Raw genomic sequence first — 23,754 nt, 5'->3', positions numbered from 1 at the left:
GGAGGATTCAGAAATATGGATTTCAAGCAACATATCGCAATTGTACCGGATTATCCGAAAGAAGGTATTGTGTTTAAAGACATTACACCTTTAATGAATGACGGTAAAGCATACAAAGCAGCAACAGACGCAATCGTTGAGTACGCAAAAGAAAGAGATATCGATGTTGTAGTAGGACCAGAAGCTCGTGGTTTCATTATCGGTTGCCCAGTTTCTTATGCGTTAGAAGTAGGATTTGCGCCAGTTCGTAAATTAGGAAAATTACCACGTGAAGTAATTACAGTTGACTACGGTAAAGAATATGGTAAAGACGTTTTAACAATCCATAAAGATGCAATTAAGCCAGGTCAACGCGTATTAATTACAGATGATCTATTAGCTACAGGTGGAACAATCGAAGCGACAATTAAGTTAGTTGAAGAGCTAGGCGGAGTTGTAGCAGGAATTGCATTCTTAGTAGAACTTACTTACTTAGATGGTCGTAAAATGTTAGATGGTTACGATGTATTAGTATTAGAAAAATACTAATCACTATATAGGTAAAACTACGGTGATAAAAAGTACCCGTGAATCTCTTGGAGAGGAGCGGGTACTTTTGTATAATTGAACAAAAAATTATGGTGAAATGTCAGTAAAATCTTTTCCTTTTCACAATTCACAATCATTGGGTTATAATGATAGAATATAATTTATTCTATTAAATAAAGATAAAGTCAATTTTCAATAAAAGGTGATTCGATGGCAAATGAGCAGGTACTAACAGCTGAACAGGTACTCGAGAAAGCAAGTCAATATTTAGCGGATGAAGATATTGAGCTAGTGGCACGTGCCTATGAATATGCACGTGATGCGCATAGCGAACAATATAGAAAATCGGGTGAACCGTATATTATTCATCCGATTCAAGTTGCAGGTATTTTAGTTGATTTACACATGGATCCAGCTACGGTATCAGCAGGTTTCTTACATGATGTAGTGGAAGATACAGAGATTACATTAGAAGATATTGAACGGGAATTTAACAAAGAAATTGCTATGCTTGTTGATGGCGTTACAAAGCTTGGGAAGATCAAATATAAATCTCACGAACAACAACAAGCAGAAAACCATCGCAAAATGTTTATTGCAATGGCTCAAGATATTCGAGTTATTTTAATTAAACTAGCTGATCGTCTTCATAACATGCGTACATTGAAACATTTGCCTCAAGAGAAGCAGCGTCGCATAGCGAATGAAACGTTAGAAATCTTTGCACCTTTGGCACATAGACTCGGAATTAGTACTATTAAATGGGAGCTAGAGGATACGTCACTTCGCTATTTAAATCCACAACAATATTATCGTATTGTAAATTTAATGAAGCGTAAACGTGCAGAACGTGAAGAATATTTAGACGAAGTAATGACTGGTATTCGTGAGAAATTAAAAGAAGTTGCAATTCAACCTGAGATTTCTGGAAGACCGAAACATATTTACAGTATTTATCGTAAAATGGCACTGCAAAATAAGCAGTTCAATGAAATTTACGATTTATTAGCTGTACGTGTCGTTGTAAATAGTATTAAAGATTGTTATGCTGTGCTTGGAATTATTCATACGTGCTGGAAGCCGATGCCAGGTCGTTTTAAAGATTATATTGCAATGCCAAAAGCAAATCTATATCAATCTCTTCATACGACTGTAATTGGACCGAAAGGTGATCCACTTGAAGTGCAAATTCGTACGAAAGAAATGCACGAAATTGCAGAATTTGGGATCGCGGCACACTGGGCATACAAAGAAGGAAAAACAGCAGAAACAACAGGTACATTAGAGAAGAAACTCACATGGTTCCGTCAAATATTAGAATGGCAAAATGAAGCTTCTAATGCAGAAGAATTTATGGAGTCATTAAAAATTGATTTATTCTCTGACATGGTATTCGTCTTTACACCGAAAGGCGATGTAATGGAATTACCACTTGGATCTGTTCCAATTGATTTCGCGTATCGTGTCCATTCGGAAATTGGGAATAAAACAATTGGTGCAAAAGTAAACGGGAAAATGGTGACGCTGGATTATAAATTAAAAACAGGCGACATCATTGAAATTTTAACGTCGAAACATTCATATGGCCCAAGCCAGGATTGGGTAAAACTTGCTCAAACATCTCATGCGAAAAATAAAATTCGTCAATTCTTTAAGAAACAACGTAGAGACGAAAATATTGAAAAAGGCCGTGAACTTGTTGAAAAGGAAGTACGTGGTCTAGAGTATGAGATGAAAGAAGTATTGGCGCCGGATAACTTAAAACGCGTCGCTGAGAAATTTAACTTTGCAAATGAAGAAGATATGTTTGCAGCAGTTGGATATAGCGGAATTACAGCTTCGCAAATTGTTACGCGACTAACGGACAAGTTCCGCAAACAACGCGAAGAAGAAGAAATTGTTGAAGTTAAAGAAGTCCGTAAACCGATGAAAATTCGAAAATGGGATTCTGGTGTAAAGGTAAGCGGTGCTGATAATTTATTAATCCGTTTATCGAAATGCTGTAACCCAGTTCCGGGCGATGATATCGTTGGGTATATTACGAAAGGCCGAGGTGTATCAATTCACCGCCGTGATTGTGTAAATGTTCATACAGAAGAAGCTGTAGAACGATTATTAGAGGTAGAGTGGGAAGGTAGCCCTGAAAAAGAAATTGAGTATAACGTTGATATTGAAATTTCAGGTTACGATCGCCGCGGTTTATTAAATGAAGTACTGCAAGCTGTTACAGAGACGAAAACATACATTTCAGCTGTTTCTGGTAGAAGTGACCGTAATAAGATGGCAACAATTAATATGTCAATCTCGATTCGTAACTTACAACACTTGAAAAAAGTAGTAGAACGCATTAAACGCGTTCCAGAAATTTATGCAGTACGACGCATGATGCATTAATAGGGAGTGTAGAAAGATGAGAGTTGTTTTACAACGATCAAAGAAAGCGTCTGTCACAGTAGACGGTGAGATCGTAGGACAAATTCCGTTCGGTTTAACATTACTAGTTGGCATTACGCACGAAGATACAGAAAAAGATGCAACTTACATTGCGGAAAAAATTGCAAACTTACGTATTTTTGAAGATGAGAGCGGAAAGATGAATCATTCTGTACTTGATGTAGAAGGACAAGTTCTATCTATTTCGCAATTCACATTATACGGAGATTGCCGCAAGGGCAGACGTCCAAACTTTATGGATGCTGCGAAACCTGATTATGCAGAGCGTTTATACGATTTCTTTAATGAAGAAGTTCGTAAACAAGGATTACATGTGGAAACAGGGAAGTTTGGAGCAATGATGGACGTTTCTTTAATCAATGATGGTCCGGTGACCTTAATTGTAGAAAGTAAATAGTGTTCATAAAAAAGAGAGGGTTATATAATCCTCTCTTTTTTATACATTGTTGTATGTTTTGTTCATTTATTTGGAATCAATAGCAGTTTCGGTTATGTATAACTCTCTCATCAATATGGAACAATAAAAAGTAAAACATCCATATTGAATGTGAGGGATATACGTATGCGTATGAATGAAAAAGGGCATTCTGTTACAAATGGTGCAAATCAACTGTTTAACGTGAATTTTCATGATTTTATTTCAAAAGAGCAAAACAATACTTCAATGGAGCTTGCTTCGGAGTTTGGGATTTCTCTTCAAGATGTAAAGCGTTTAAAGAAGCAGATTGAACGTTCTTAGAGCACTTGACAATCCTACTTAACAAACGTATAGTAATTTTATATTTACATATGAATATAACCGTTGATAGAGAAGAGTAAATGAGACACACATGGAAAGAGAAGGAATGTCTTAGGCTGAAAACATTTCTGCATGATGACTGATTGAATGACACTCTAGAGGTTTCAACTTGAACGGCATATATGCTTAGTAGGGATGAACGCATATTTAAGCGTTATTAAAAAAGTGGAAGCATACGTGCTTCAATTAGGGTGGCACCACGGGTATAATACTCTCGTCCCTACTGTTTAAACAGTAGAGGCGGGAGTTTTTTTATTTTTATTAAGATTAAAACAATTTGAGGAGGAACTGAATATGTCTATTCAAATCCCACGCGGAACGCAAGATATTCTTCCAGGCACTGTTGAGTTATGGCAGTATATCGAAGGGCAAGCACGCGAAATTTGCCGTCGTTACAATTATAAAGAAATTCGTACACCAATTTTTGAACACACTGAGCTATTTTTACGCGGTGTTGGTGATACGACAGATATCGTACAAAAAGAAATGTACTCATTCCAAGATCGTGGAGAGCGTAGCTTAACATTACGTCCAGAAGGTACTGCACCTGTTGTACGTTCTTACGTTGAAAATAAAATGTTTGGTGATGCGACACAACCAACGAAATTATACTATATCGGTCAAATGTTCCGTTATGAAAGACCACAAGCAGGTCGCTATCGTCAATTCGTACAATTCGGTATCGAAGCAATCGGCAGTAATGACCCTGCAATTGATGCAGAAGTAATTGCACTTGCTGTTGAATTTTACCGCGGCATGGGCTTAAAAAATATTAAAGTTGTATTAAACAGTTTAGGTGACGCAGCGAGCCGTCAAGCACACCGTGATGCATTAATCGCACACTTTGAGCCACGTATCGGCGAATTCTGTTCTGACTGTCAATCTCGCTTAGAAAAGAACCCACTTCGAATTTTAGACTGTAAGAAAGACCGTAACCATGAATTAATGGGAACAGCACCATCTATTACAGAATACTTAAACGAAGATTCAGCAGTATACTATGACAAAGTTCAAGAACTATTAACGATGATGGATGTTCCATTTGAAAAAGATCCGAACTTAGTGCGTGGTTTAGACTACTATCAACACACTGTTTTTGAAATTATGAGTGAGGCAGAAGGTTTCGGTGCGATCACTACATTAAGCGGTGGTGGCCGTTATAACGGACTTGTACAAGAAATCGGTGGACCAGAAATGCCAGGTATCGGTTTTGCAATGAGTATTGAACGTTTAATTATGGCGCTAAAAGCTGAAAACATTGAATTACCACTTGAACATAGCATTGATTGTTACGTTGTAGCGCTTGGCGAAAAAGCGAAAGACCATGCTGCAAAAGTTGCGTTCGATCTTCGTAAAGCTGGATTGTCAGTTGAAAAAGATTATTTAGATCGCAAAATGAAAGCACAATTTAAATCAGCAGATCGTCTAAAGGCGAAATTTGTAGCTGTATTAGGAGAAGATGAGCTAGATAAAGGCATCATTAACTTAAAAGATATGGCAACAGGTGAACAAGAAGAAGTAGCGTTAGATGTATTTGCTTCATACGTAGCAGAGAAATTAATATAGGGGGAACTTACAGTGGCTGAAAGAACACATGCATGTGGAAAAGTAACAGTAGAAGCTGTTGGACAAACAGTTCAATTAAAAGGTTGGGTACAAAAACGCCGTGACTTAGGTGGATTAATCTTTATCGATTTACGTGACCGTACAGGTATCGTACAAGTTGTATTTAACCCAGAAACATCAAAAGAAGCGTTAGAAGTAGCAGAAACAATTCGTAGCGAATACGTATTACACGTAGAAGGTACAGTTGTTGAACGTGGTGAAGGCGCAATTAATGACAATATGGCAACTGGTCGTATTGAAGTACAAGCAACAAAAGTAAATGTACTAAATGCAGCGAAAACAACGCCAATTATCATTGCTGATGATACAGATGCATCAGAAGATGTGCGTTTAAAATATCGTTATTTAGACTTACGTCGTCCTGTAATGTTCAACACATTCAAAATGCGTCACGATGTAACAAAAACAATTCGTAACTTCTTAGATACAGAAGAGTTCTTAGAAGTAGAAACACCAATTTTAACGAAAAGCACGCCAGAAGGAGCTCGTGACTATTTAGTGCCAAGTCGTGTACATGATGGTGAATTCTATGCATTACCACAGTCACCACAGTTATTTAAACAGCTTCTTATGGTCGGCGGATTTGAGCGTTACTATCAAGTAGCACGTTGTTTCCGTGATGAAGATTTACGTGCGGATCGTCAACCAGAATTCACGCAAATCGATATCGAAGCTTCATTCTTAACACAAGATGAAATTTTAGATATGATGGAGCGTATGATGACGAAAGTTATGAAGGATGCAAAAGGTGTAGAAGTGAGTGCACCATTCCCTCGTATGAAATATGCTGATGCAATGGCTCGCTACGGTTCTGATAAGCCAGATACACGCTTTGAAATGGAACTAACAGACTTATCTGAGTTTGCAGCAGATTGTGGCTTTAAAGTGTTTACAAGTGCTGTAGAAAGCGGCGGACAAGTAAAAGCAATTAATGCAAAAGGTGCTGCAAGTAAATATTCTCGTAAAGACATCGATGCATTAACTGAATTCGTGAAAGTATACGGTGCAAAAGGTCTAGCTTGGCTTAAAGTTGAAGAAGACGGCCTAAAAGGACCGATTGCGAAATTCTTCGGTGAAGAAGATGCAAATGTGTTAATGAGCACATTAGAAGCTACTGCTGGCGACTTATTACTATTCGTAGCAGATAAGAAGAGCGTTGTTGCAGATAGCTTAGGCGCACTTCGTTTACGTCTAGGTAAAGAGCTTGAGTTAATTGATGAAAGTAAATTTAACTTCCTATGGGTAACTGATTGGCCACTACTTGAGTACGATGAAGATGCAGATCGTTACTTCGCAGCTCACCACCCATTCACAATGCCATTCCGTGAAGACGTTGAGTTACTAGAAACAGCACCAGAAAAAGCACGTGCACAAGCATATGACCTTGTATTAAACGGTTATGAGCTTGGTGGTGGATCACTTCGTATTTACGAGCGTGACGTACAAGAAAAAATGTTCAAAGCACTTGGATTCTCACAAGAAGAAGCGCAAGAGCAATTCGGATTCTTATTAGAAGCATTCGAATACGGTACACCACCACACGGCGGAATCGCATTAGGTTTAGATCGCCTTGTTATGTTACTTGCAGGCCGTACAAACCTTCGTGATACAATTGCATTCCCGAAAACAGCAAGCGCAAGCTGCTTATTAACAGAAGCTCCAAGCCCAGTTGCAGAAGCGCAGCTTGAAGAACTGAACTTAAAATTAAGCTTGAAAGAAGAGAAGTAAGAATAGGGTCTAGATGGTTATACTATAACCGTCTAGACTTTTTTTGAGAGGTTGTTTAAAAAGTCCGGTTTAGATAACTGTCGCATCTCATCGTTGCTTCGCCAGTCCGGTGCTCGAGTAGTGTTTCTACACTGCGCTCCTCCTGGCTTCAGCGCCTCGATCTGCTCGGTTCTCTAAATCCTCCTTTTTAAACCTGTATTGAAAGGAAGTTTAAAAAGTCTGGTTCAGATAACTGTCGCATCTCATCGTTGCTTCGCCAGTCCGGTGCTCGAGTAGTGTTTCTACACTGCGCTCCTCCTGGCTTCAGCGCCTCGATCTGCTCGGTTCTCTAAATCCTCTTTTTTAAACGTGTATTTAGGAAGAAATAAAATTCTGGTCTATGTTTTCATTCTCGAAATATGTATTTTTAGGAATTCTATAACTTTTTCTATACAAATAGTCGGAAAAACGCTAGAATACATGGTAGACCATTTTTGTAATAGGAGTGTAGAGCTGAATGTTACATCAATTTTCACGTAATGAATTAGCCTTCGGTAAAGAAGGACTTGAAATATTAAAAAATAGTACAGTCGGTATTTTAGGAATTGGCGGTGTAGGTTCTTTTGCAGCTGAAGCGTTAGCACGTTCTGGCGTAGGACGTCTCGTATTAGTTGATAAAGACGTTGTAGATATTACAAACGTAAACCGTCAAATTCACGCTTTAGTATCTACTGTAGGACGTTCAAAAGTAGAATTAATGAAAGAGCGTATCGCGGACATTAACCCAGAGTGTGAAGTAATTGGACTAGAAATGTTTTATACAGATGAAACATATGAAGAGTTCTTTAAGTACGGTTTAGACTTTGTAGTGGATGCATCTGATACGATTACGTTCAAAATTCATTTAATTAAACAATGTTTACGTCGTAAAATTAAAATTATCTCAAGTATGGGTGCAGCGAATAAAATGGACCCAACTCGTTTCCGTATTGCGGACATCTCTAAAACACATACAGATCCAATTGCGAAAGTCATTCGTACGAAGCTTCGTAAAGAGGGTATTAAAAAAGGTGTAAAAGTTGTCTTCTCTGACGAAAACCCAATCGTAATTCGTGAAGAAGTACGTAAAGAAATTGTACCAGACGAGAATGCAAAAATTCGTAAGGCGAAATTACCGCCTTCATCAAATGCATTCGTACCATCTGTGGCAGGCTTAATTATGGCAAGTCACGTTGTACGTGAACGCATTAAAAACGTAGAAGTGAAACGTGTAGGGCAAGAATAAAAGAAAAGCATATATCCATTTTGGATATATGCTTTTTTATATGTATTAAAGAAATATGAATATTTGCATCACTACTAGTTCAAATGTAAGTAAGGTTAGTAAGCAATAATCATATTTATCTGATTTATAGGCGGATGTCTTTTTTAGACTGTTAATGGTGAAAAGAGCTAAAGTTAGGACGAGAAGGCCAAGAGTTATTTTGAAGATTATTAATGAAATAGCAACCATCTCCCTTTAAAGGTATATGTTTATAATAACATTTTAGTAAAAAATATCCAATACGTTTTAGGAGTTTCCTTGTATGACAAGGAGGAATGTTATTGTCAATCTTTGTCGTTAAATCGATATCCTTTATTGAATCGTTGATATATTGTAAGTTGTGATAGATATATTTGAAAAATCGTTGATATATTGCAAGTTGTGATAGATATATTCGAAAAACCGTTAATATAATTTCATTTACCGATATCTATATATGGTTCACCGAAAACAAACAGGGATGTCACTCAGTTAAAAAGTGACATCCCTGTTTTTAATTCTCTGCAGAATAAATAATATCTAAATTCCCATTTTGATCGGTTTTGAAAATCGGGGCAATTTGCTCTTCTTGTTCTTCAACCGAAACAAGTTTTCGAGCACGATCCATAATTCGAACAAGCATCGCGTAATCTTCTTCGATTGCTTGTTGTTTTTTTGTGAGTACCGCTAATTTCGTTTCAAGTTCATGATTCGTTTTTTGCAGAGAGGTGAGTTGAGCTTGTAATACATCATTTTCAGTTTGCAACTTTGCAAGTGAAGGATTTTTATGTTCTAAATTTTGTAAAAATGAAATGACATTTTGCATTGTAAGATCTTGTTTACTTGGCGTAATATCTTCTGAAAAATCGGCGTCAATTACGAGTTGTTTCGTTTTCGTGAACCGATTTTTTTCTATATTAGCTTCAGAACGTTTTAATTCTTTACGTTGTTTTTTTGCAAGCTGCACCGCATCTTCGTAATTCGGTCTTACTTCAGCATTCCATCTAAAGCCGCAAGCTGCTGAAGTCCGGTTCAACGCATCGCCAACTTCATCAAATGCTTTTATTTGTGTACTTCCGCTGCGAATATGTCGTAAAACAGTTTCTGCTAAAAGGAGATCATCTTCTTTTGTCCATGCATCTTGACGTGTTTTCATAAGCGAAGCCTCCATAATGGTGACGTTTTCGTTTATGTTACCCTTTATTTTTCGTTTTATTCGAAGTTTGTAATCTTTCATAAACAGTAGAAAGTGCTTGCTCAAATTTTCCTGTCGTTTTCGGTTTATAATATTGCTTGCTTTTTATTTTATCAGGTAAGTATTGTTGCCTTACCCAGCCGTTTGGATGGTCGTGCGGATATAAATATCCAATGCCTCTTCCAAGTGATTCTGCGCCTTTGTAATGACTATCTTTTAAATGGCTTGGAATGTCACCTGTTTGACCGTTGCGTAAATCGTGTAATGCAGCATCAAGTGCTTTATAAGCTGAATTTGATTTTGGTGATAAGCATAGCTCGATAACGGCATTTGCAAGTGGGATGCGTGCTTCTGGGAATCCAACTCGTTCAGCTGATTCAATTGCAGCTAGTGTACGTGGTCCAGCTTGTGGGCTAGCAAGTCCAATATCTTCATAAGCCATAATAAGAAGGCGTCTGCCAATGCTTTGTAAATCACCTGCTTCAATAAGGCGTGCTAAATAATGGAGTGCTGCATTTACATCACTTCCGCGCACTGATTTTTGAAATGCTGATAATACATCATAATGAGCATCGCCGCCTTTGTCGTGGACGAAGCTCTTCTTTTGTAAGCATTCTTCTGCAATCTCGAGTGTGATTTCAGCCGCTTGATCGTCTGTAGTAAAGCTAGATAATACAGCAAGCTCAAGTGCGTTATAAGCGGAACGCATATCACCACCAGAGGCGTTTGCAAAGTGATGTAGTGCTTCATCTGTTACCGTTACTGCATATTCTCCAAGCCCTTTTTCTTTATCTTCTAAAGCTCTTTTTAACCCAATTAATATATCTTCTTCTGTTAGTGCGTGTAATTCGAAAATTTGACACCTGCTTCGAATAGCGGAGTTTATTGCATGGAATGGATTACTTGTCGTAGCACCAATTAAAGTAAGAAGTCCGCTTTCTAAGTGAGGTAATAGAAAGTCTTGCTTTGCTTTATCTAGACGGTGAACTTCATCTAAAATTAAAACGAGGTGTCGATGCATCTTCGCTTCTTGTACGACAACTTCCATATCTTTTTTATTGTGAGTAACAGCGTTCAATAGACGAAACGGGGTACCGGTACTTCCTGCAATTGCACTGGCAATGGATGTTTTTCCTGTACCTGGAGGACCGTATAAAATCATAGATTGAAAATGATTGGCTTGGACCATTCGCCATAAAATCTTTCCTTCACCAACTAAATGTTGTTGCCCAATAATTTCTTGAATATTTGTAGGGCGCATTCGATGTGCGAGTGGTTGTTTCATTTGGACCGTCTCCCTTAATATATAATCTCGTTCTATCGTATCATTTTTTTCTACGGAATTTGAAATAGGATGCTGTTTTATGGGAAAAATGAAGGTTAATATTTTCATTTTTCTTTCAATTGTAATAATTTCCGAGTTTTTCAATGTGATTTTATGTTATCATTTTGATACACAAGTTGAAATTTCTTATAATACTATATTATGCTATAATTTCATAGGATTTTAAATTGTGTTCTTTTTATAAATAAGATATAACCAATAGAAGTGAAAATTTGAAAAGAGGTGCAAAATAGATGAAGATTTCAACAAAAGGCCGCTATGGCTTAACAATTATGATTGATCTTGCAAAAAAGTTTGGTGAAGGTCCGATTTCATTAAAATCAATTGCGCAGGCGCATGACTTATCCGAGCATTACTTAGAGCAATTAATTTCACCACTTCGTAACGCTCGTCTTGTAAAGAGTACGCGCGGGGCATACGGCGGATATGTATTATCTGATCAACCGGCTAACATTACAGCTGGGGATGTAATCCGTGTATTAGAGGGACCGATTAGTGTTGTAGAAATGATAGAAGAAGAAGAGCCAGCACAGCGCCAGTTATGGATGCGTGTTCGTGATGCGGTGCAAGAAGTGTTAGATAGTACAACGTTAGAAGATTTAGTACGTTATGAGGAAGAAAATCACGGGGGCTATATGTTTTACATTTAATTCCTTGTGAAACGATTTGGAAAGAAGGAGATTTAATGGAACGCATTTACTTAGATCATGCTGCGACATCTCCGACTCACCCAGAAGTGGTCGAAAAGATGATTCCATATATGACAGAAATATTCGGGAACCCGTCTAGTATTCACTTTTATGGACGTCAAACTCGCCATGCAGTAGATGAGGCGAGACGAGTGTGTGCACGCAGCATTCATGCGAATCCGAATGAAATTATATTTACGAGCGGTGGTACAGAAGCTGATAATTTAGCGCTTATCGGTGTAGCACGTGCGAACCGTCATAAAGGTAACCACATAATAACGACGCAAATTGAACATCATGCGATTTTGCATACGTGCGAATTGTTAGAGCGTGAAGGGTTTGAAGTGACATATTTACCTGTCGATGAAACAGGGCTTATTCAAGTTTCTGACATACAAAAGGCATTAACAGAAGAGACGATTCTTGTATCTGTTATGTTTGGGAATAATGAAGTAGGGACAATGCAACCAATTGTGGAAATAGGAAAGTTGCTAAAAGATCATCAAGCTTATTTCCATACAGATGCGGTACAAGCTTACGGTTTAGTAGAAATTAATGTGAAAGAGTTTGGAATTGATTTATTATCAATTTCAGCTCATAAAATTAATGGGCCAAAAGGTGTAGGGTTCTTATACGCTGGTGCAAATGTGAAATTTGAACCGTTATTAATAGGCGGAGAGCAAGAAAGAAAACGCCGTGCTGGTACGGAAAATGTGCCTAGTATTGCTGGGCTTCAGCATGCAATTCTTATAGCTGAAAAAACTCGTGAGCAAAAAAATGCCCAATATGAAGAGTTTAAAGATATAATGGTATCTGTCTTCAAAAATGAAGGCATTACTTTCGAGGTAAACGGAAACTTAGAACATCGCTTACCGCATGTACTTAATGTAAGTTTTACAGGAATGAACATTGAACCATTTCTTGTGAACTTAGACCTTGCTGGCATTGCAGTATCAAGCGGTTCTGCTTGTACAGCTGGTTCGATTGATCCATCACATGTATTAGTAGCGATGTTTGGAAAAGACTCCGATCAAATACGTTCATCCGTACGCTTTAGTTTTGGACTTGGAAATACGAAAGAGCAAATTGAAAAAGCGGCGTACGAAACAGTGAAAATCGTGAAGCGATTAACACAAAATTAGCATGGGAGGTGACATGATGAACAAACTACCTCACGAAACACGCGTTGTCATCGGAATGTCCGGTGGCGTCGATTCATCTGTAGCAGCACTTTTATTAAAAGAGCAAGGTTATGATGTAATCGGAATTTTTATGAAAAACTGGGATGATACAGATGAGAATGGTGTCTGCACAGCAACAGAAGATTACAATGATGTAATTGAAGTGTGTAACCAAATTGGTATTCCGTATTATGCAGTAAACTTTGAAAAACAATACTGGGATAAAGTATTTACGTACTTCTTAGATGAGTATCGAGCTGGTCGTACACCAAACCCAGATGTAATGTGTAATAAAGAAATTAAATTTAAAGCATTTTTAGAGCATGCAATTGCGCTTGGTGCGGATTATGTGGCAACAGGCCATTATGCACGCGTTGCTTATATGGACGGCGAATATAAAATGCTTCGCGGCGTTGATGACAATAAAGATCAAACATATTTCTTAAATCAATTAAGCCAAGAGCAATTATCAAAAACAATGTTCCCGTTAGGTGAATTAAAGAAACCGCAAATTCGTGAAATGGCGAAAGAAGCTGGCTTAGCGACAGCGGCGAAAAAAGATAGTACAGGTATTTGCTTCATTGGTGAGCGTAACTTTAAAGATTTCTTAAGTAACTACTTACCGGCACAACCAGGTGTAATGCAAACATTATCTGGTGAAGTAAAAGGGAAGCATGACGGTTTAATGTATTATACAATTGGACAACGTCATGGCCTTGGAATTGGTGGTAATGGTGATCCATGGTTTGCTGTTGGGAAAAATCTAAAAGAAAACATTTTATATGTTGATCAAGGATTCCATAACGAACTTCTATATGGTGATGAAGTTATTGCTACGAATGTAGGATGGGTAAGTAACAAAGAAAAAGAAACAGAATTTAAGTGCACGGCGAAATTCCGTTATCGTCAAGAAGACAATAAAGTAACGGTTCAAATCGTTGATGAAAATACAGTTCGTATTCTTTGTGATGAGCCAATTCGTGCAATTACACCAGGACAAGCAGTCGTTTTCTATGATGGAGATGAGTGCTTAGGCGGTGCTACAATTGATGAAGTATACCGTAGTGGTAAGAAATTGGATTATTTAGGATAAACGAGAAGCCTCTGCCGATTAGCGGTTAGAGGTTTCTTTTACATAAAGCGAATTTTCGTTCGCTTGGAAAATACATTCTTTGTTATAATTTGTTGTAGAGGTGAAGGACATGTCAAACAAACTTGAAACAGGTATTCAATATATGCAAGAAGGAAACTGGGAAGAAGCAGCTAAAAATTTTACAGAAGCAATCGAAGAAAATCCGAAAGATGCGCTTGGATACATTAATTTTGCAAATTTATTAGACGTATTAGGTGATAGCGAGCGAGCGATTTTATTTTATAAACGCGCACTAGAGTTAGATGATAAATCTGCAGCTGCCTATTATGGTTTAGGAAATGTATATTATGGCCAAGAGCAATTTACTGAGGCGAAAGCTGTATTTGAACAAGCAATGCAAGCTGGATTACAATCAGCTGATGTAACATTTATGTTAGGTATCACACATGTACAGCTTGGAAATGATCGTCTTGCACTACCATTCTTACAAAGAGCAACAGAATTAGATGAAAACGATGTAGAAGCTGTATTCCAGTGCGGACTTTGCTTCGCGCGATTAGAACATGTTCAAGAGGCGAAACCTTATTTTGAAAAGGTATTAGAAATGGATGAAGAGCATGCAGATGCGTATTACAATTTAGGTGTTGCGTACGTATTTGAGGAAAATAATGAGAAGGCTCTCGCTTTATTTAAGAAAGCAACTGAAATTCAGCCAGATCACTTTTTAGCGGGTAATGGCATTCGTTTATTAGAGCAAGAAGCTGAATAAGATAAAAATATAGTTTAATGGGTAGTTATCCCTCATCTAAAAAGGTGGGGGATGTACTGCTCATTAAAGTGAAAATATCGGAAAGGAGAGGAAAGATGGGAAATCAACATGCAATGGATTTGTTTGAGGAAGAGAAAAAGTTTATAAAAGCGCAAGTTCTTCATACCATTTTCCACAACGAAGAAAACCTCTATTCCGTTGTCAGTATGAAAGTCATTGAAACGAATGAAACGTATGACGAAAAGAAAGTAATGATAAACGGTCATTTTCCCCGCATGCATGAAGATGAAGTGTTTACATTGACTGGTCATTTTAAGGACCATCCAAAGTATGGAAAACAATATATGGTTGAAACATTTAAAAAAGAATTGCCGCAAACAAAAGCAGGTATGGTGCAATATTTAGGGAGTGATTTATTTAAAGGGATAGGAAAGCGTACAGCTGAAAAAATTGTGGACCATCTCGGAGAACATGCTATTTCTAAAATTATGGATGACCCTGAGGCATTAAATGGTGTTGTTAATAAACAAAAGGCTCAGGAAATATATGAGACAATTGTTGAACATCAAGGATTAGAGAAAGTAATGAGCTTTTTAAATGGCTACGGTTTTGGAACGAAACTTTCTATTAAGATTTACCAGCAATATAAAGAGATGACATTAGAAGTGATTCGTAATAATCCGTATCAACTTATTGAAGAAGTCGACGGGATTGGTTTTGGAAGAGCGGATGATATAGGGCGTGCGTTAGGGATATCGGGTAATCATGACGACCGTGTACGAGCGGGATGTTTTTACACATTAGAGAATGTCTCATTACAACTTGGTCATGTTTATATGAGGAAAGATCAACTTGTAAGAGAAACGATGTCACTTTTAAACAATCAAGAAGGAAGAGTGACTGAGGAAGATATTATAGGTTGTATTGAAACGATGCAAAGTGAAGGGAAAGTCATCATAGAAGAAGAACGAGTGTATTTAGCGACGTTATTCTACTCTGAAAAAGGTGTTGTAAAGTCTATTCGCAGGCTTATGAATCAAGAAGAAACACCTTCATTTCCAGAAGCGGAAGTGTTAAAAACGTTAGGTGAAATTGAAGAACAACTGAACGTACAATATGCACCGTTTCAGCAAGAAGCAATTCAAACGGCACTTCATAAACCGATGATGTTATTAACAGGTGGACCAGGAACAGGGAAAACAACAGTTATTAAAGGGATTGTTGAAATGTATGCGTCACTTCACGGATTATCGTTAAATCCGAATGAATACAGTGATGATAATCCATTTCCAATACTATTAACAGCTCCAACAGGAAGAGCAGCGAAGCGGATGAGTGAATCGACAGGACTTCCAGCTTGCACAATTCACCGTTTACTTGGTTGGACGCCAGAAGGATCTTTCCAGCGTAATGAAACGGATCCTGTCCAAGGTAAGCTCCTTATTATCGATGAATTTTCAATGGTTGATATTTGGCTTGCAAATCAGCTATTTAAGTCGTTGCCGACGAATATTCAAGTTATCGTTGTAGGTGATGAAGATCAGTTGCCATCTGTAGGACCTGGACAAGTATTAAAAGATTTATTAAATGCAGGCGCAGTTCCGACAGTGAAGCTTACTGAAATTTATCGTCAAGCGGAAGGCTCATCAGTGATTCAACTTGCCCATGCGATAAAAAATGGAACTCTACCACCAGATTTAGCGCAAAACAAAAAAGATCGTTCGTTTATCAGCTGTACAGGGGCTCAAATTGTTGAGGTTGTGAAAAAAGTTTGCGAAAATGCTAAAACAAAAGGCTTTAGTGCAAGGGATGTTCAAGTATTAGCACCGATGTACCGCGGGCCTGCTGGTATTAATGTATTAAACGAAGCGCTGCAACAAGTATTTAATCCGAAGAGGGAAAAGAGTAAAGAAATTGCTTACGGTGATGTTGTGTACCGAAGAGGTGATAAAGTACTGCAACTCGTGAATCAGCCGGAGAGCCAAGTGTTTAATGGTGATATTGGGGAAATTGTTTCGGTGTTTTATGCAAAAGAAAACGTTGAGCAACAAGATATGATTATCGTTTCATTTGATGGAATTGAGGTAACGTATACGAAGCCCGATTTAAATCAAATTACGCATGCATATTGTTGTTCCATTCATAAATCACAAGGTAGTGAATTTCCGATTGTTATTATGCCAATCGTGAAAAGTTACAACCGTATGTTACGTCGTAATTTAATTTACACGGGTATTACAAGAAGTAAGAAGTTCCTTATTATTTGCGGGGAGGAAGCAGCTTTCCAATCTGGTGTAAATCGCCTTGATGATGCAATGCGTCAAACAACTTTAGCTAGTCGCTTGCAAGAATCACAAGGAGAAGTACAGATGGTCACAGTTAATGGCGAGGAAATGGACGTGGAAAACATTTCACCGTATGATTTCATGTAACAAGGTGAAATTATATAGTGAAACTTTCAAACGCATAGCGTTGAAAGGCTCCAGTAATGTATAAATGAATGCAGTTTGGACATAATGGCGAATAGAATCTGGGAGACTGTAAGGAGATGAAAGCCATATGTTCATTTGTCCAAATTGCAAAGGGAAAGACATTGGAAAAATAGGTGTCAACCAATTTTATTGCTGGAATTGTTATATCGAATTATCGGTTTCAAAGGGGAAAATCCATACACATCAAGTTGAGGAAGACGGTTCATTAAGCTCTCTTGATGATTTATTTGATGAGAATGAAAGAACGATCGGATAACGAAAAGGGGGATTTACTTTGAATCTACGCAATTCATTAATCGCATTAGGTGTTGGAGCTGCAGCATATCAATATGCTCGTAAACAAGATGTATTTTCAAAACGCAATATGAAAAAAGCACGTAAGATGATTAAGTCTTACTTATAATCATTTCGATAAATTGAAAAACTCCCTTGTAGACAAGGGAGTTTTTTTATGCACCCATATGCAAATAAAAAAGTCCGATCTCTGAGAAAAGATAAGATAGACCGTAGCAGCCAACGCCAAGTATTCCATACTGCCATAATTGCTTCGCTTTTTCTTTACGTGAGGAATGAATAAAGAACCCCTTCCAAATACCGAACCCGATACAAATCCATTCAAGAATCATAAAAAGTGCTGATAATCCAAGCATAAACAAAACCATAATTAGCCCTCCTGATTATATTAATTCATGCTGTATTCTCAGGGGTGGTTGTCCTTGTTATGTTATTTATATGTACGTCTTTAAAAAACAGTATGGTCCGTATGAAAAGATTTTAAAAGTTTCGCACATAACCTACCCCATTTATTTTCAAAATAAAGGTGGAGGAGGTTTTTCATGTGAAGAATCTTAAAATCATTTGGATATATCGTTTAGGATTATTGTTACTTGTTTTTCTTTGTCTGCTCGTCTTTTTAAAAATTAAGCCGCTATGGGCACCGATTATTTTTGTATTTAAAGTAGCAATCACGCCGTTTCTTATCGCGTGTTTTATTGCGTATTTATTGCACCCTTTAATTGAAAAAATTCATAAGGAAGGGATGCCCCGTACACTTGCCATTTTGCTCATTTATATCCTTTTCTTTGGCGGAATTGGTTATGGGATTTATAAAGGAACACCAGTCGTTATTAAACAGTTACAAGAGATTAATGAACAATTTCCCCAGTTTACAAAGATGTACGATTCGTGGATGGATGGCGTTACAGAACAAACAGCGAATTTCCCTTCGTTCATTCATGAAAAGGTGAAACAACTTTTTGTGGGTGTGGAAACGAAGATTCAAGCGCTTTTAAATAAAGTGATGAGTACAGCTCGTGGTGTACTCGATTCATTGCTCATTATTTTCTTAATACCGTTCATTGTATTTTACATATTAAAAGATTATGGTGAGTTTTATCATATCTTTTGGAAACTAGTCCCAAGTAAATGGCGAGGTACGGGGCAAATGCTTGCGAAAGAAATTGATAAGTCACTTGGAAGCTATATTCGAGGACAGTTATTTGTTTGTTTAGTATTAGGGGGAGTATCAGCTCTTTCTTTTTGGTTTATCGGTATGAAATATCCATTATTGCTTGGCATTATTATTGGGGTAACGGATATAATCCCATACTTCGGTCCTATTTTAGGAGCGATCCCGACGTTAATGATTGCAGCAACAGTATCAACGAGTTTACTTATTAAGGCGGGGATCACGATTGCGATTTTGCAATTTGTGGAGAGTAACATTTTATCGCCTTACATCGTTGGTAAGTCACTTCGTATGCATCCCGTTATTATTATGCTTGCCTTACTAGTTGGGGGAGAGGTAGCTGGGATTGTAGGATTGCTAATATCGGTTCCGGTTTTAGCAGTTATTCGCACTGTCATTGTTCATGTGAGACCGCTCTTGAAAAAAGAAGATGTGTAAGTATAGAAGCCCTCTATGTAAGAAATAGAGGGCTAATCATATATTTATTTAGAAAGTTGCTCGTGTATTTTTTGAACGAGGGAGCTCACATCATTTGTTTGAATATGTTTTATTTTTTTCCATTCGTTATCATACATAAATATAATTTGATTGTTGAAAAGACGCTTTTGTTCTTTTAGATTAGAAATTTTTGCGAAAGAGTACTCTTCAAATATTGGATTCTTACTTACATCTGGCCCATAAAAGAATAGTCTTTTGTTCGTTAAAATTAGCAATCCTGGCCTTGCGACGGAACGATAAATAAATATGTCTAATGAACATGCTGCGTAAAATAATATCGTTTCGTCAGTCGCTAATATGTTTTTAGCTTTGCTAAGTAAGGTTGTCATTGTGATCGCTCCTTTATTTTATTAACAATAATTTAATTGTAGCAAAAAAAGTAATATTTAGGAATTTTTATAAATCATTCTTATAAGGAGATTCCGATTTGTTAATAAACGCATAATATATGAAAAGGCTGTTAAGAATGAATAGTAGAATACCTATGATTAATAAGCAATTAATACAATATAAATGATTATCTACATTGACAAACTTAAGAGAATTCTATTATATTTAGTCATATAATACATTAAATCAATGACGGAACAAGTACGTTACAGTCCATTTATAGAGAGAAGCTTCCATATGGCTGAAAGAAGCTTTAAATGAAGGGTAACAGAAAGCTAATCCTGAGAGCAGCTAATCACTGCCGTCTTGCCACGTTACGGCACCATGAGGTGATGAATTGATTGTTATTGTAATCAATTCATAATTAGGGTGGTATCGCGAGTTAACTCTCGTCCCTTTTATAGGGACGGGAGTTTTTTATATTTAAGGAGGAAAATACAATGAAACAACTAACAGGCGCACAAATTCGTCAAATGTTTTTAGACTTTTTCCAAGAAAAAGGACATGCAGTAGAACCTAGTGCATCACTAGTTCCGCATGAAGATCCATCTCTTTTATGGATTAATAGTGGTGTAGCTACATTAAAAAAATATTTTGATGGACGTGTAATCCCACAAAATCCACGTATTACAAATGCTCAAAAATCAATTCGTACAAACGATATTGAAAACGTAGGGAAAACAGCTCGTCACCATACATTCTTTGAAATGTTAGGAAACTTCTCAATTGGTGATTACTTCAAAGAAGAAGCAATTACATGGGCTTGGGAATTCTTAACGAGCGACAAATGGATCGGATTCGATAAAGAATTACTATCAGTTACAATCCATCCAGAAGATGAAGAAGCATTCACAATTTGGAATGAGAAAATGGGCGTTCCAAAAGAGCGTATTATTCGCTTAGAAGAAAACTTCTGGGATATCGGTGAAGGACCAAGTGGACCGAATACAGAGATTTTCTATGACCGCGGAGAAGCTTACGGTAATGACTTTAGTGACCCAGAATTATATCCAGGCGGAGAAAACGAGCGTTACTTAGAAGTATGGAACCTTGTATTCTCTCAATTTAACCATAATCCAGACGGTTCATATACACCACTTCCTAAGAAAAACATTGATACAGGGATGGGTCTAGAGCGTATGACATCTATCGTTCAAGATGTACCTACGAACTTTGATACAGACCTATTCATGCCGATGATTGGTGCAACAGAAACAATTTCTGGTGAAAAATATCGTAATGGCGATTTAGAAAAAGATATGGCATTCAAAGTAATTGCTGACCATATCCGTACAGTAACATTCGCTGTTGGTGACGGTGCTCTTCCATCTAACGAAGGCCGTGGTTATGTATTACGTCGTTTATTACGCCGCGCTGTTCGTTATTCGAAGAAATTAAACATCAACCGTCCATTTATGTTTGAATTAGTACCGGTTGTTGGAGAAGTAATGAAAGACTTCTATCCAGAAGTACTTGAAAAGAAAGATTTCATTGCGAAAGTTGTGAAGAACGAAGAAGAGCGTTTCCATGAAACACTTCATGATGGTGAAGCGATTTTAGCTGAAGTAATTGCAAAAGCAAAAGAAGAAAAAACAACTGTTATTTCTGGAGTAGATGCGTTCCGTCTATATGACACATACGGTTTCCCAATTGAATTAACAGAAGAATATGCAGAAGAAGCTGGCATGACAGTTGATCATGAAGGCTTTGAAAATGAAATGGAAAAACAACGTGAGCGTGCACGTGCTGCTCGTCAAGACGTTGATTCTATGCAAGTTCAAGGTGGTGTCCTTGGAGAAATTAAAGTAGCGAGCGAATTCGTTGGTTACGGTACAGTTGCAACAGAAAGTAACGTTGTTGCACTTGTGAAAAACGGCGAATACACAGACAGCTTACAAGCTGGTGAAGAAGGACAGTTAATTCTTGATGTAACACCATTCTATGCTGAGAGTGGTGGACAAATTGCAGACCGTGGTTACCTTCTTGCAGATGGTGTGAAAGTTCTTGTAAAAGACGTACAAAAAGCACCAAACGGCCAAAACTTGCATAAAGTTGTTGTTGAAGAAGGTACATTAACGAAAGATGCGGCTGTAAAAGCTATTATCGATACGAAAAACCGTAGTAGCATTGTAAAAAATCATACAGCAACTCACTTACTACACCAAGCATTAAAAGACGTACTTGGAACACACGTTAACCAAGCAGGTTCTCTTGTAACTTCTGAACGTCTACGTTTTGACTTCTCTCACTTCGGTCAAGTACAAGCTGACGAATTAGAAAAAATTGAGCGTATGGTAAACGAAAAAATTTGGGAAAGTATTGATGTTGAGATTTCTCAAAAAGCAATCGAAGAAGCGAAAGAAATGGGCGCAATGGCATTATTCGGTGAAAAATACGGAGATGTTGTACGCGTTGTACAAGTTGGCGATTACAGCTTAGAGCTTTGTGGTGGTTGTCACGTTGATAATACAGCTTCTATCGGTATTTTCAAAATCGTTGCTGAGTCTGGTATTGGTGCAGGAACTCGTCGTATTGAAGCAGTAACTGGTAAGTCTGCATACGAATTAATGAACGATCAAGTAGGTTTATTAAAAGAAGCAGCAGGAAAAATGAAAACAAATCCGAAAGATATTTTAACAAGAGTTGATGGTCTATTTGCTGAAGTGAAACAACTGCAAAAAGAAAATGAATCTCTTGCTGCGAAATTAAGCAATATCGAAGCTGGAAACTTAACTGATTCTGTAATGACAGTTGATGGTGTGAATGTATTAGCAGCGAAAGTAAATGTTGCAGATATGAACAACTTACGTACGATGATGGATGATCTGAAAAATAAATTAGAGTCAGCAGTTGTTGTATTAGCGTCTGTTAATGACGATAAAGTAAACATCCTAGCAGGTGTAACGAAAGACTTAATTAGCCAAGGTTACCATGCTGGTAAACTTGTGAAAGAAGTAGCTTCTCGTTGCGGCGGTGGCGGTGGTGGCCGTCCTGATATGGCACAAGCAGGCGGTAAAAACCCAGCTCAAGTCGAAGAAGCTTTAGCATTTGTACAAGAGTACGTTAAATCTGTTTCAAAATAAAGAGATAGTAGTGTACAATGGTAGGGAGAGGAGAAGTTCTTCTCCCTATACTTACTATATAAGTGAGGTGCTTGAAATGGACGGTTTTGATAAAACAATGAAGTTTAGCATTCAAGATGAAAAACAGAGTGTCCATGTAAATGATGTACTTTTAACTGTGTATGATGCACTTCAAGAAAAAGGCTATAATCCGATTAACCAAATCGTCGGTTATTTATTAAGTGGAGACCCAGCATACATACCTCGCCATAAAGATGCACGTAGCATCATTCGCAAGCTTGAACGTGATGAGTTAATTGAAGAGCTTGTGAAGTCTTACTTGAAACATCATCGTGAGGAGTAGTTTATGCGGATATTAGGTTTAGATGTAGGTACAAAAACAGTCGGAGTTGCAATTAGCGACGAGATGGGCTGGACAGCACAAGGATTAGAAACAATTAAGATTAACGAAGAACGAGGTCACTTTGGTTTTGATCGTATTTCTGAGTTAGTAAAGCAGTACAATGTGGACAAAATAGTAGTAGGTTTACCTAAAAATATGAATGGTACAATTGGCCCACGTGGTGAAGCGTGCCAACAATTTGCAGAAAACCTACGAGAGCTGTTACAATTAGACGTTGTAATGTGGGACGAGCGTTTGTCAACAATGGCAGCGGAACGTCTACTCATTTCAGCCGATGTAAGCCGTAAGAAGCGAAAGCAAGTAATTGATAAGATGGCTGCAGTCGTAATCTTACAAGGATTTTTAGATAGTAAATAAGAGGTGACCAAAATGGAAGAAAATCAAATTACAATTGTAGACGAAAAAGGTAACGAACATTTATGTGAAATTATTTTCACTTTTGACGCTGAAAAATTTGGCAAAAAATCATACGTAGTCTTCTCTCCAATCGGTGAAGTAGACGAAGATGGAGACCAAATTTATGATGCAATGGCTTATGAGCAAAATGAAGAAGAGGGCGGAACTTTACTTCCAATCGAATCTGAAGAAGAGTGGGAAATGGTACAAGAAATGTTCAACACTCTAGCTGATGAGCAAGAAGCTGAATAATAAGTACTGAAAAGATGGACGACATACAGTCCATCTTTTTTTGTATTTATATGTAAAATGAAAGATTTTTTGTCGAAACTGTG

At 37.6% G+C, this 23,754-nt stretch carries 23 protein-coding genes and 2 other annotated features; of the genes, 19 read left to right on the top strand and 4 right to left on the bottom strand.

The window, feature by feature from the left end; translation table 11 throughout:
* Positions 1–15 precede the first annotated feature (15 nt).
* The 7 genes from C3Y97_RS22285 to C3Y97_RS22260 all read left to right on the top strand — a co-directional run bounded on the left by C3Y97_RS22285 (position 16) and on the right by C3Y97_RS22260 (position 8,399).
* Positions 16–528, top strand: coding sequence for an adenine phosphoribosyltransferase (locus tag C3Y97_RS22285; protein WP_000346215.1), 513 nt, complete (start codon positions 16–18; stop codon positions 526–528).
* Between the two features lie 210 nt (positions 529–738).
* Complete coding sequence (gene relA / locus C3Y97_RS22280; RefSeq protein WP_001262795.1) at positions 739–2,922, top strand: GTP diphosphokinase; 2,184 nt, start codon at positions 739–741, stop codon at positions 2,920–2,922.
* A 16-nt stretch (positions 2,923–2,938) separates the two neighbouring features.
* Positions 2,939–3,379 (top strand): D-tyrosyl-tRNA(Tyr) deacylase, encoded by a 441-nt coding sequence (locus tag C3Y97_RS22275; RefSeq protein ID WP_001266965.1) that lies wholly within the window; start codon positions 2,939–2,941, stop codon positions 3,377–3,379.
* Between the two features lie 165 nt (positions 3,380–3,544).
* Positions 3,545–3,721 (top strand): hypothetical protein, encoded by a 177-nt coding sequence (locus C3Y97_RS27915; RefSeq protein ID WP_001242605.1) that lies wholly within the window; start codon positions 3,545–3,547, stop codon positions 3,719–3,721.
* A 54-nt stretch (positions 3,722–3,775) separates the two neighbouring features.
* Positions 3,776–4,006: a binding site (T-box leader), on the top strand.
* Positions 4,007–4,075: 69 nt separating this feature from the next.
* Positions 4,076–5,347 carry a histidine--tRNA ligase gene (gene hisS / locus C3Y97_RS22270; RefSeq protein WP_000027084.1) on the top strand — a complete coding sequence of 424 codons (1,272 nt, stop codon included), beginning with the start codon at positions 4,076–4,078 and terminating at the stop codon, positions 5,345–5,347.
* A gap of 12 nt (positions 5,348–5,359) precedes the next feature.
* Positions 5,360–7,135 (top strand): aspartate--tRNA ligase, encoded by a 1,776-nt coding sequence (aspS, locus tag C3Y97_RS22265; RefSeq protein ID WP_000840891.1) that lies wholly within the window; start codon positions 5,360–5,362, stop codon positions 7,133–7,135.
* Between the two features lie 496 nt (positions 7,136–7,631).
* On the top strand, positions 7,632–8,399 hold the full coding sequence (locus tag C3Y97_RS22260) for a tRNA threonylcarbamoyladenosine dehydratase (RefSeq protein ID WP_000903179.1): 768 nt from the start codon (positions 7,632–7,634) through the stop codon (positions 8,397–8,399).
* Positions 8,400–8,931: 532 nt separating this feature from the next.
* On the opposite strand, the gene C3Y97_RS22250 is transcribed toward C3Y97_RS22260, so the two are convergent.
* Positions 8,932–9,573, bottom strand: coding sequence for an RsfA family transcriptional regulator (locus tag C3Y97_RS22250; RefSeq protein WP_071741127.1), 642 nt, complete (start codon positions 9,571–9,573; stop codon positions 8,932–8,934).
* A gap of 37 nt (positions 9,574–9,610) precedes the next feature.
* Positions 9,611–10,897 (bottom strand): replication-associated recombination protein A, encoded by a 1,287-nt coding sequence (locus C3Y97_RS22245; RefSeq protein WP_000812943.1) that lies wholly within the window; start codon positions 10,895–10,897, stop codon positions 9,611–9,613.
* Between the two features lie 293 nt (positions 10,898–11,190).
* Between C3Y97_RS22245 and cymR the strand changes: the two genes are divergently transcribed.
* The 7 genes from cymR (at position 11,191) to C3Y97_RS22210 (ending at position 17,584) form a co-directional block, all read left to right on the top strand.
* Positions 11,191–11,607, top strand: coding sequence for a cysteine metabolism transcriptional regulator CymR (gene cymR, locus C3Y97_RS22240; RefSeq protein WP_000704116.1), 417 nt, complete (start codon positions 11,191–11,193; stop codon positions 11,605–11,607).
* A 35-nt stretch (positions 11,608–11,642) separates the two neighbouring features.
* Positions 11,643–12,788 carry a cysteine desulfurase family protein gene (locus tag C3Y97_RS22235; protein ID WP_000439881.1) on the top strand — a complete coding sequence of 382 codons (1,146 nt, stop codon included), beginning with the start codon at positions 11,643–11,645 and terminating at the stop codon, positions 12,786–12,788.
* A 16-nt stretch (positions 12,789–12,804) separates the two neighbouring features.
* The gene (gene mnmA, locus C3Y97_RS22230) at positions 12,805–13,920 is read left to right on the top strand and encodes a tRNA 2-thiouridine(34) synthase MnmA (protein WP_001038010.1); all 1,116 of its coding nucleotides are present in this window, start codon (positions 12,805–12,807) and stop codon (positions 13,918–13,920) included.
* A 109-nt stretch (positions 13,921–14,029) separates the two neighbouring features.
* Complete coding sequence (locus tag C3Y97_RS22225) at positions 14,030–14,689, top strand: tetratricopeptide repeat protein (RefSeq protein ID WP_000066408.1); 660 nt, start codon at positions 14,030–14,032, stop codon at positions 14,687–14,689.
* Positions 14,690–14,784: 95 nt separating this feature from the next.
* Positions 14,785–17,121 (top strand): SF1B family DNA helicase RecD2, encoded by a 2,337-nt coding sequence (gene recD2, locus C3Y97_RS22220; RefSeq protein WP_136363648.1) that lies wholly within the window; start codon positions 14,785–14,787, stop codon positions 17,119–17,121.
* 127 nt (positions 17,122–17,248) lie between these two features.
* Positions 17,249–17,437: a hypothetical protein gene (locus C3Y97_RS22215; protein ID WP_000469281.1), complete on the top strand. Its 189-nt coding sequence runs from the start codon at positions 17,249–17,251 to the stop codon at positions 17,435–17,437.
* An 18-nt stretch (positions 17,438–17,455) separates the two neighbouring features.
* The gene (locus tag C3Y97_RS22210; protein ID WP_001053553.1) at positions 17,456–17,584 is read left to right on the top strand and encodes a YrzQ family protein; all 129 of its coding nucleotides are present in this window, start codon (positions 17,456–17,458) and stop codon (positions 17,582–17,584) included.
* Between the two features lie 46 nt (positions 17,585–17,630).
* Here the strand turns inward: C3Y97_RS22210 and C3Y97_RS22205 are convergent, their stop codons facing one another.
* Entirely contained in the window at positions 17,631–17,843 is a 213-nt protein-coding gene (locus C3Y97_RS22205; protein WP_000242535.1) for a hypothetical protein, read from the bottom strand.
* 176 nt (positions 17,844–18,019) lie between these two features.
* Between C3Y97_RS22205 and C3Y97_RS22200 the strand changes: the two genes are divergently transcribed.
* Positions 18,020–19,087: an AI-2E family transporter gene (locus C3Y97_RS22200; protein ID WP_000793131.1), complete on the top strand. Its 1,068-nt coding sequence runs from the start codon at positions 18,020–18,022 to the stop codon at positions 19,085–19,087.
* A 44-nt stretch (positions 19,088–19,131) separates the two neighbouring features.
* Here the strand turns inward: C3Y97_RS22200 and C3Y97_RS22195 are convergent, their stop codons facing one another.
* Positions 19,132–19,476, bottom strand: coding sequence for a PH domain-containing protein (locus C3Y97_RS22195; RefSeq protein WP_000209578.1), 345 nt, complete (start codon positions 19,474–19,476; stop codon positions 19,132–19,134).
* A gap of 241 nt (positions 19,477–19,717) precedes the next feature.
* Positions 19,718–19,937, top strand: a binding site (T-box leader).
* Positions 19,938–19,977: 40 nt separating this feature from the next.
* On the opposite strand from C3Y97_RS22195, the gene alaS reads away from it, so the two are divergent.
* From alaS to C3Y97_RS22175, 4 genes are all read left to right on the top strand, one after another.
* A complete protein-coding gene (alaS, locus tag C3Y97_RS22190; protein ID WP_071741128.1) occupies positions 19,978–22,620 on the top strand; it encodes an alanine--tRNA ligase in 2,643 nt (880 codons plus the stop codon).
* A gap of 76 nt (positions 22,621–22,696) precedes the next feature.
* Positions 22,697–22,963 (top strand): IreB family regulatory phosphoprotein, encoded by a 267-nt coding sequence (locus C3Y97_RS22185; RefSeq protein WP_000348590.1) that lies wholly within the window; start codon positions 22,697–22,699, stop codon positions 22,961–22,963.
* A gap of 3 nt (positions 22,964–22,966) precedes the next feature.
* The gene (gene ruvX / locus C3Y97_RS22180; protein WP_001221193.1) at positions 22,967–23,380 is read left to right on the top strand and encodes a Holliday junction resolvase RuvX; all 414 of its coding nucleotides are present in this window, start codon (positions 22,967–22,969) and stop codon (positions 23,378–23,380) included.
* Positions 23,381–23,392: 12 nt separating this feature from the next.
* Positions 23,393–23,671: a DUF1292 domain-containing protein gene (locus C3Y97_RS22175; protein WP_000392247.1), complete on the top strand. Its 279-nt coding sequence runs from the start codon at positions 23,393–23,395 to the stop codon at positions 23,669–23,671.
* Positions 23,672–23,754 lie beyond the last annotated feature (83 nt).

The sequence above is a fragment of the Bacillus sp. DU-106 genome (assembly GCF_004799705.1).
Taxonomy (GTDB): Bacteria; Bacillota; Bacilli; order Bacillales; family Bacillaceae_G; genus Bacillus_A; species Bacillus_A cereus.
Note: the sequence above shows the minus strand (reverse complement) of the source record. Positions and strands in the feature narration are given on the sequence as shown.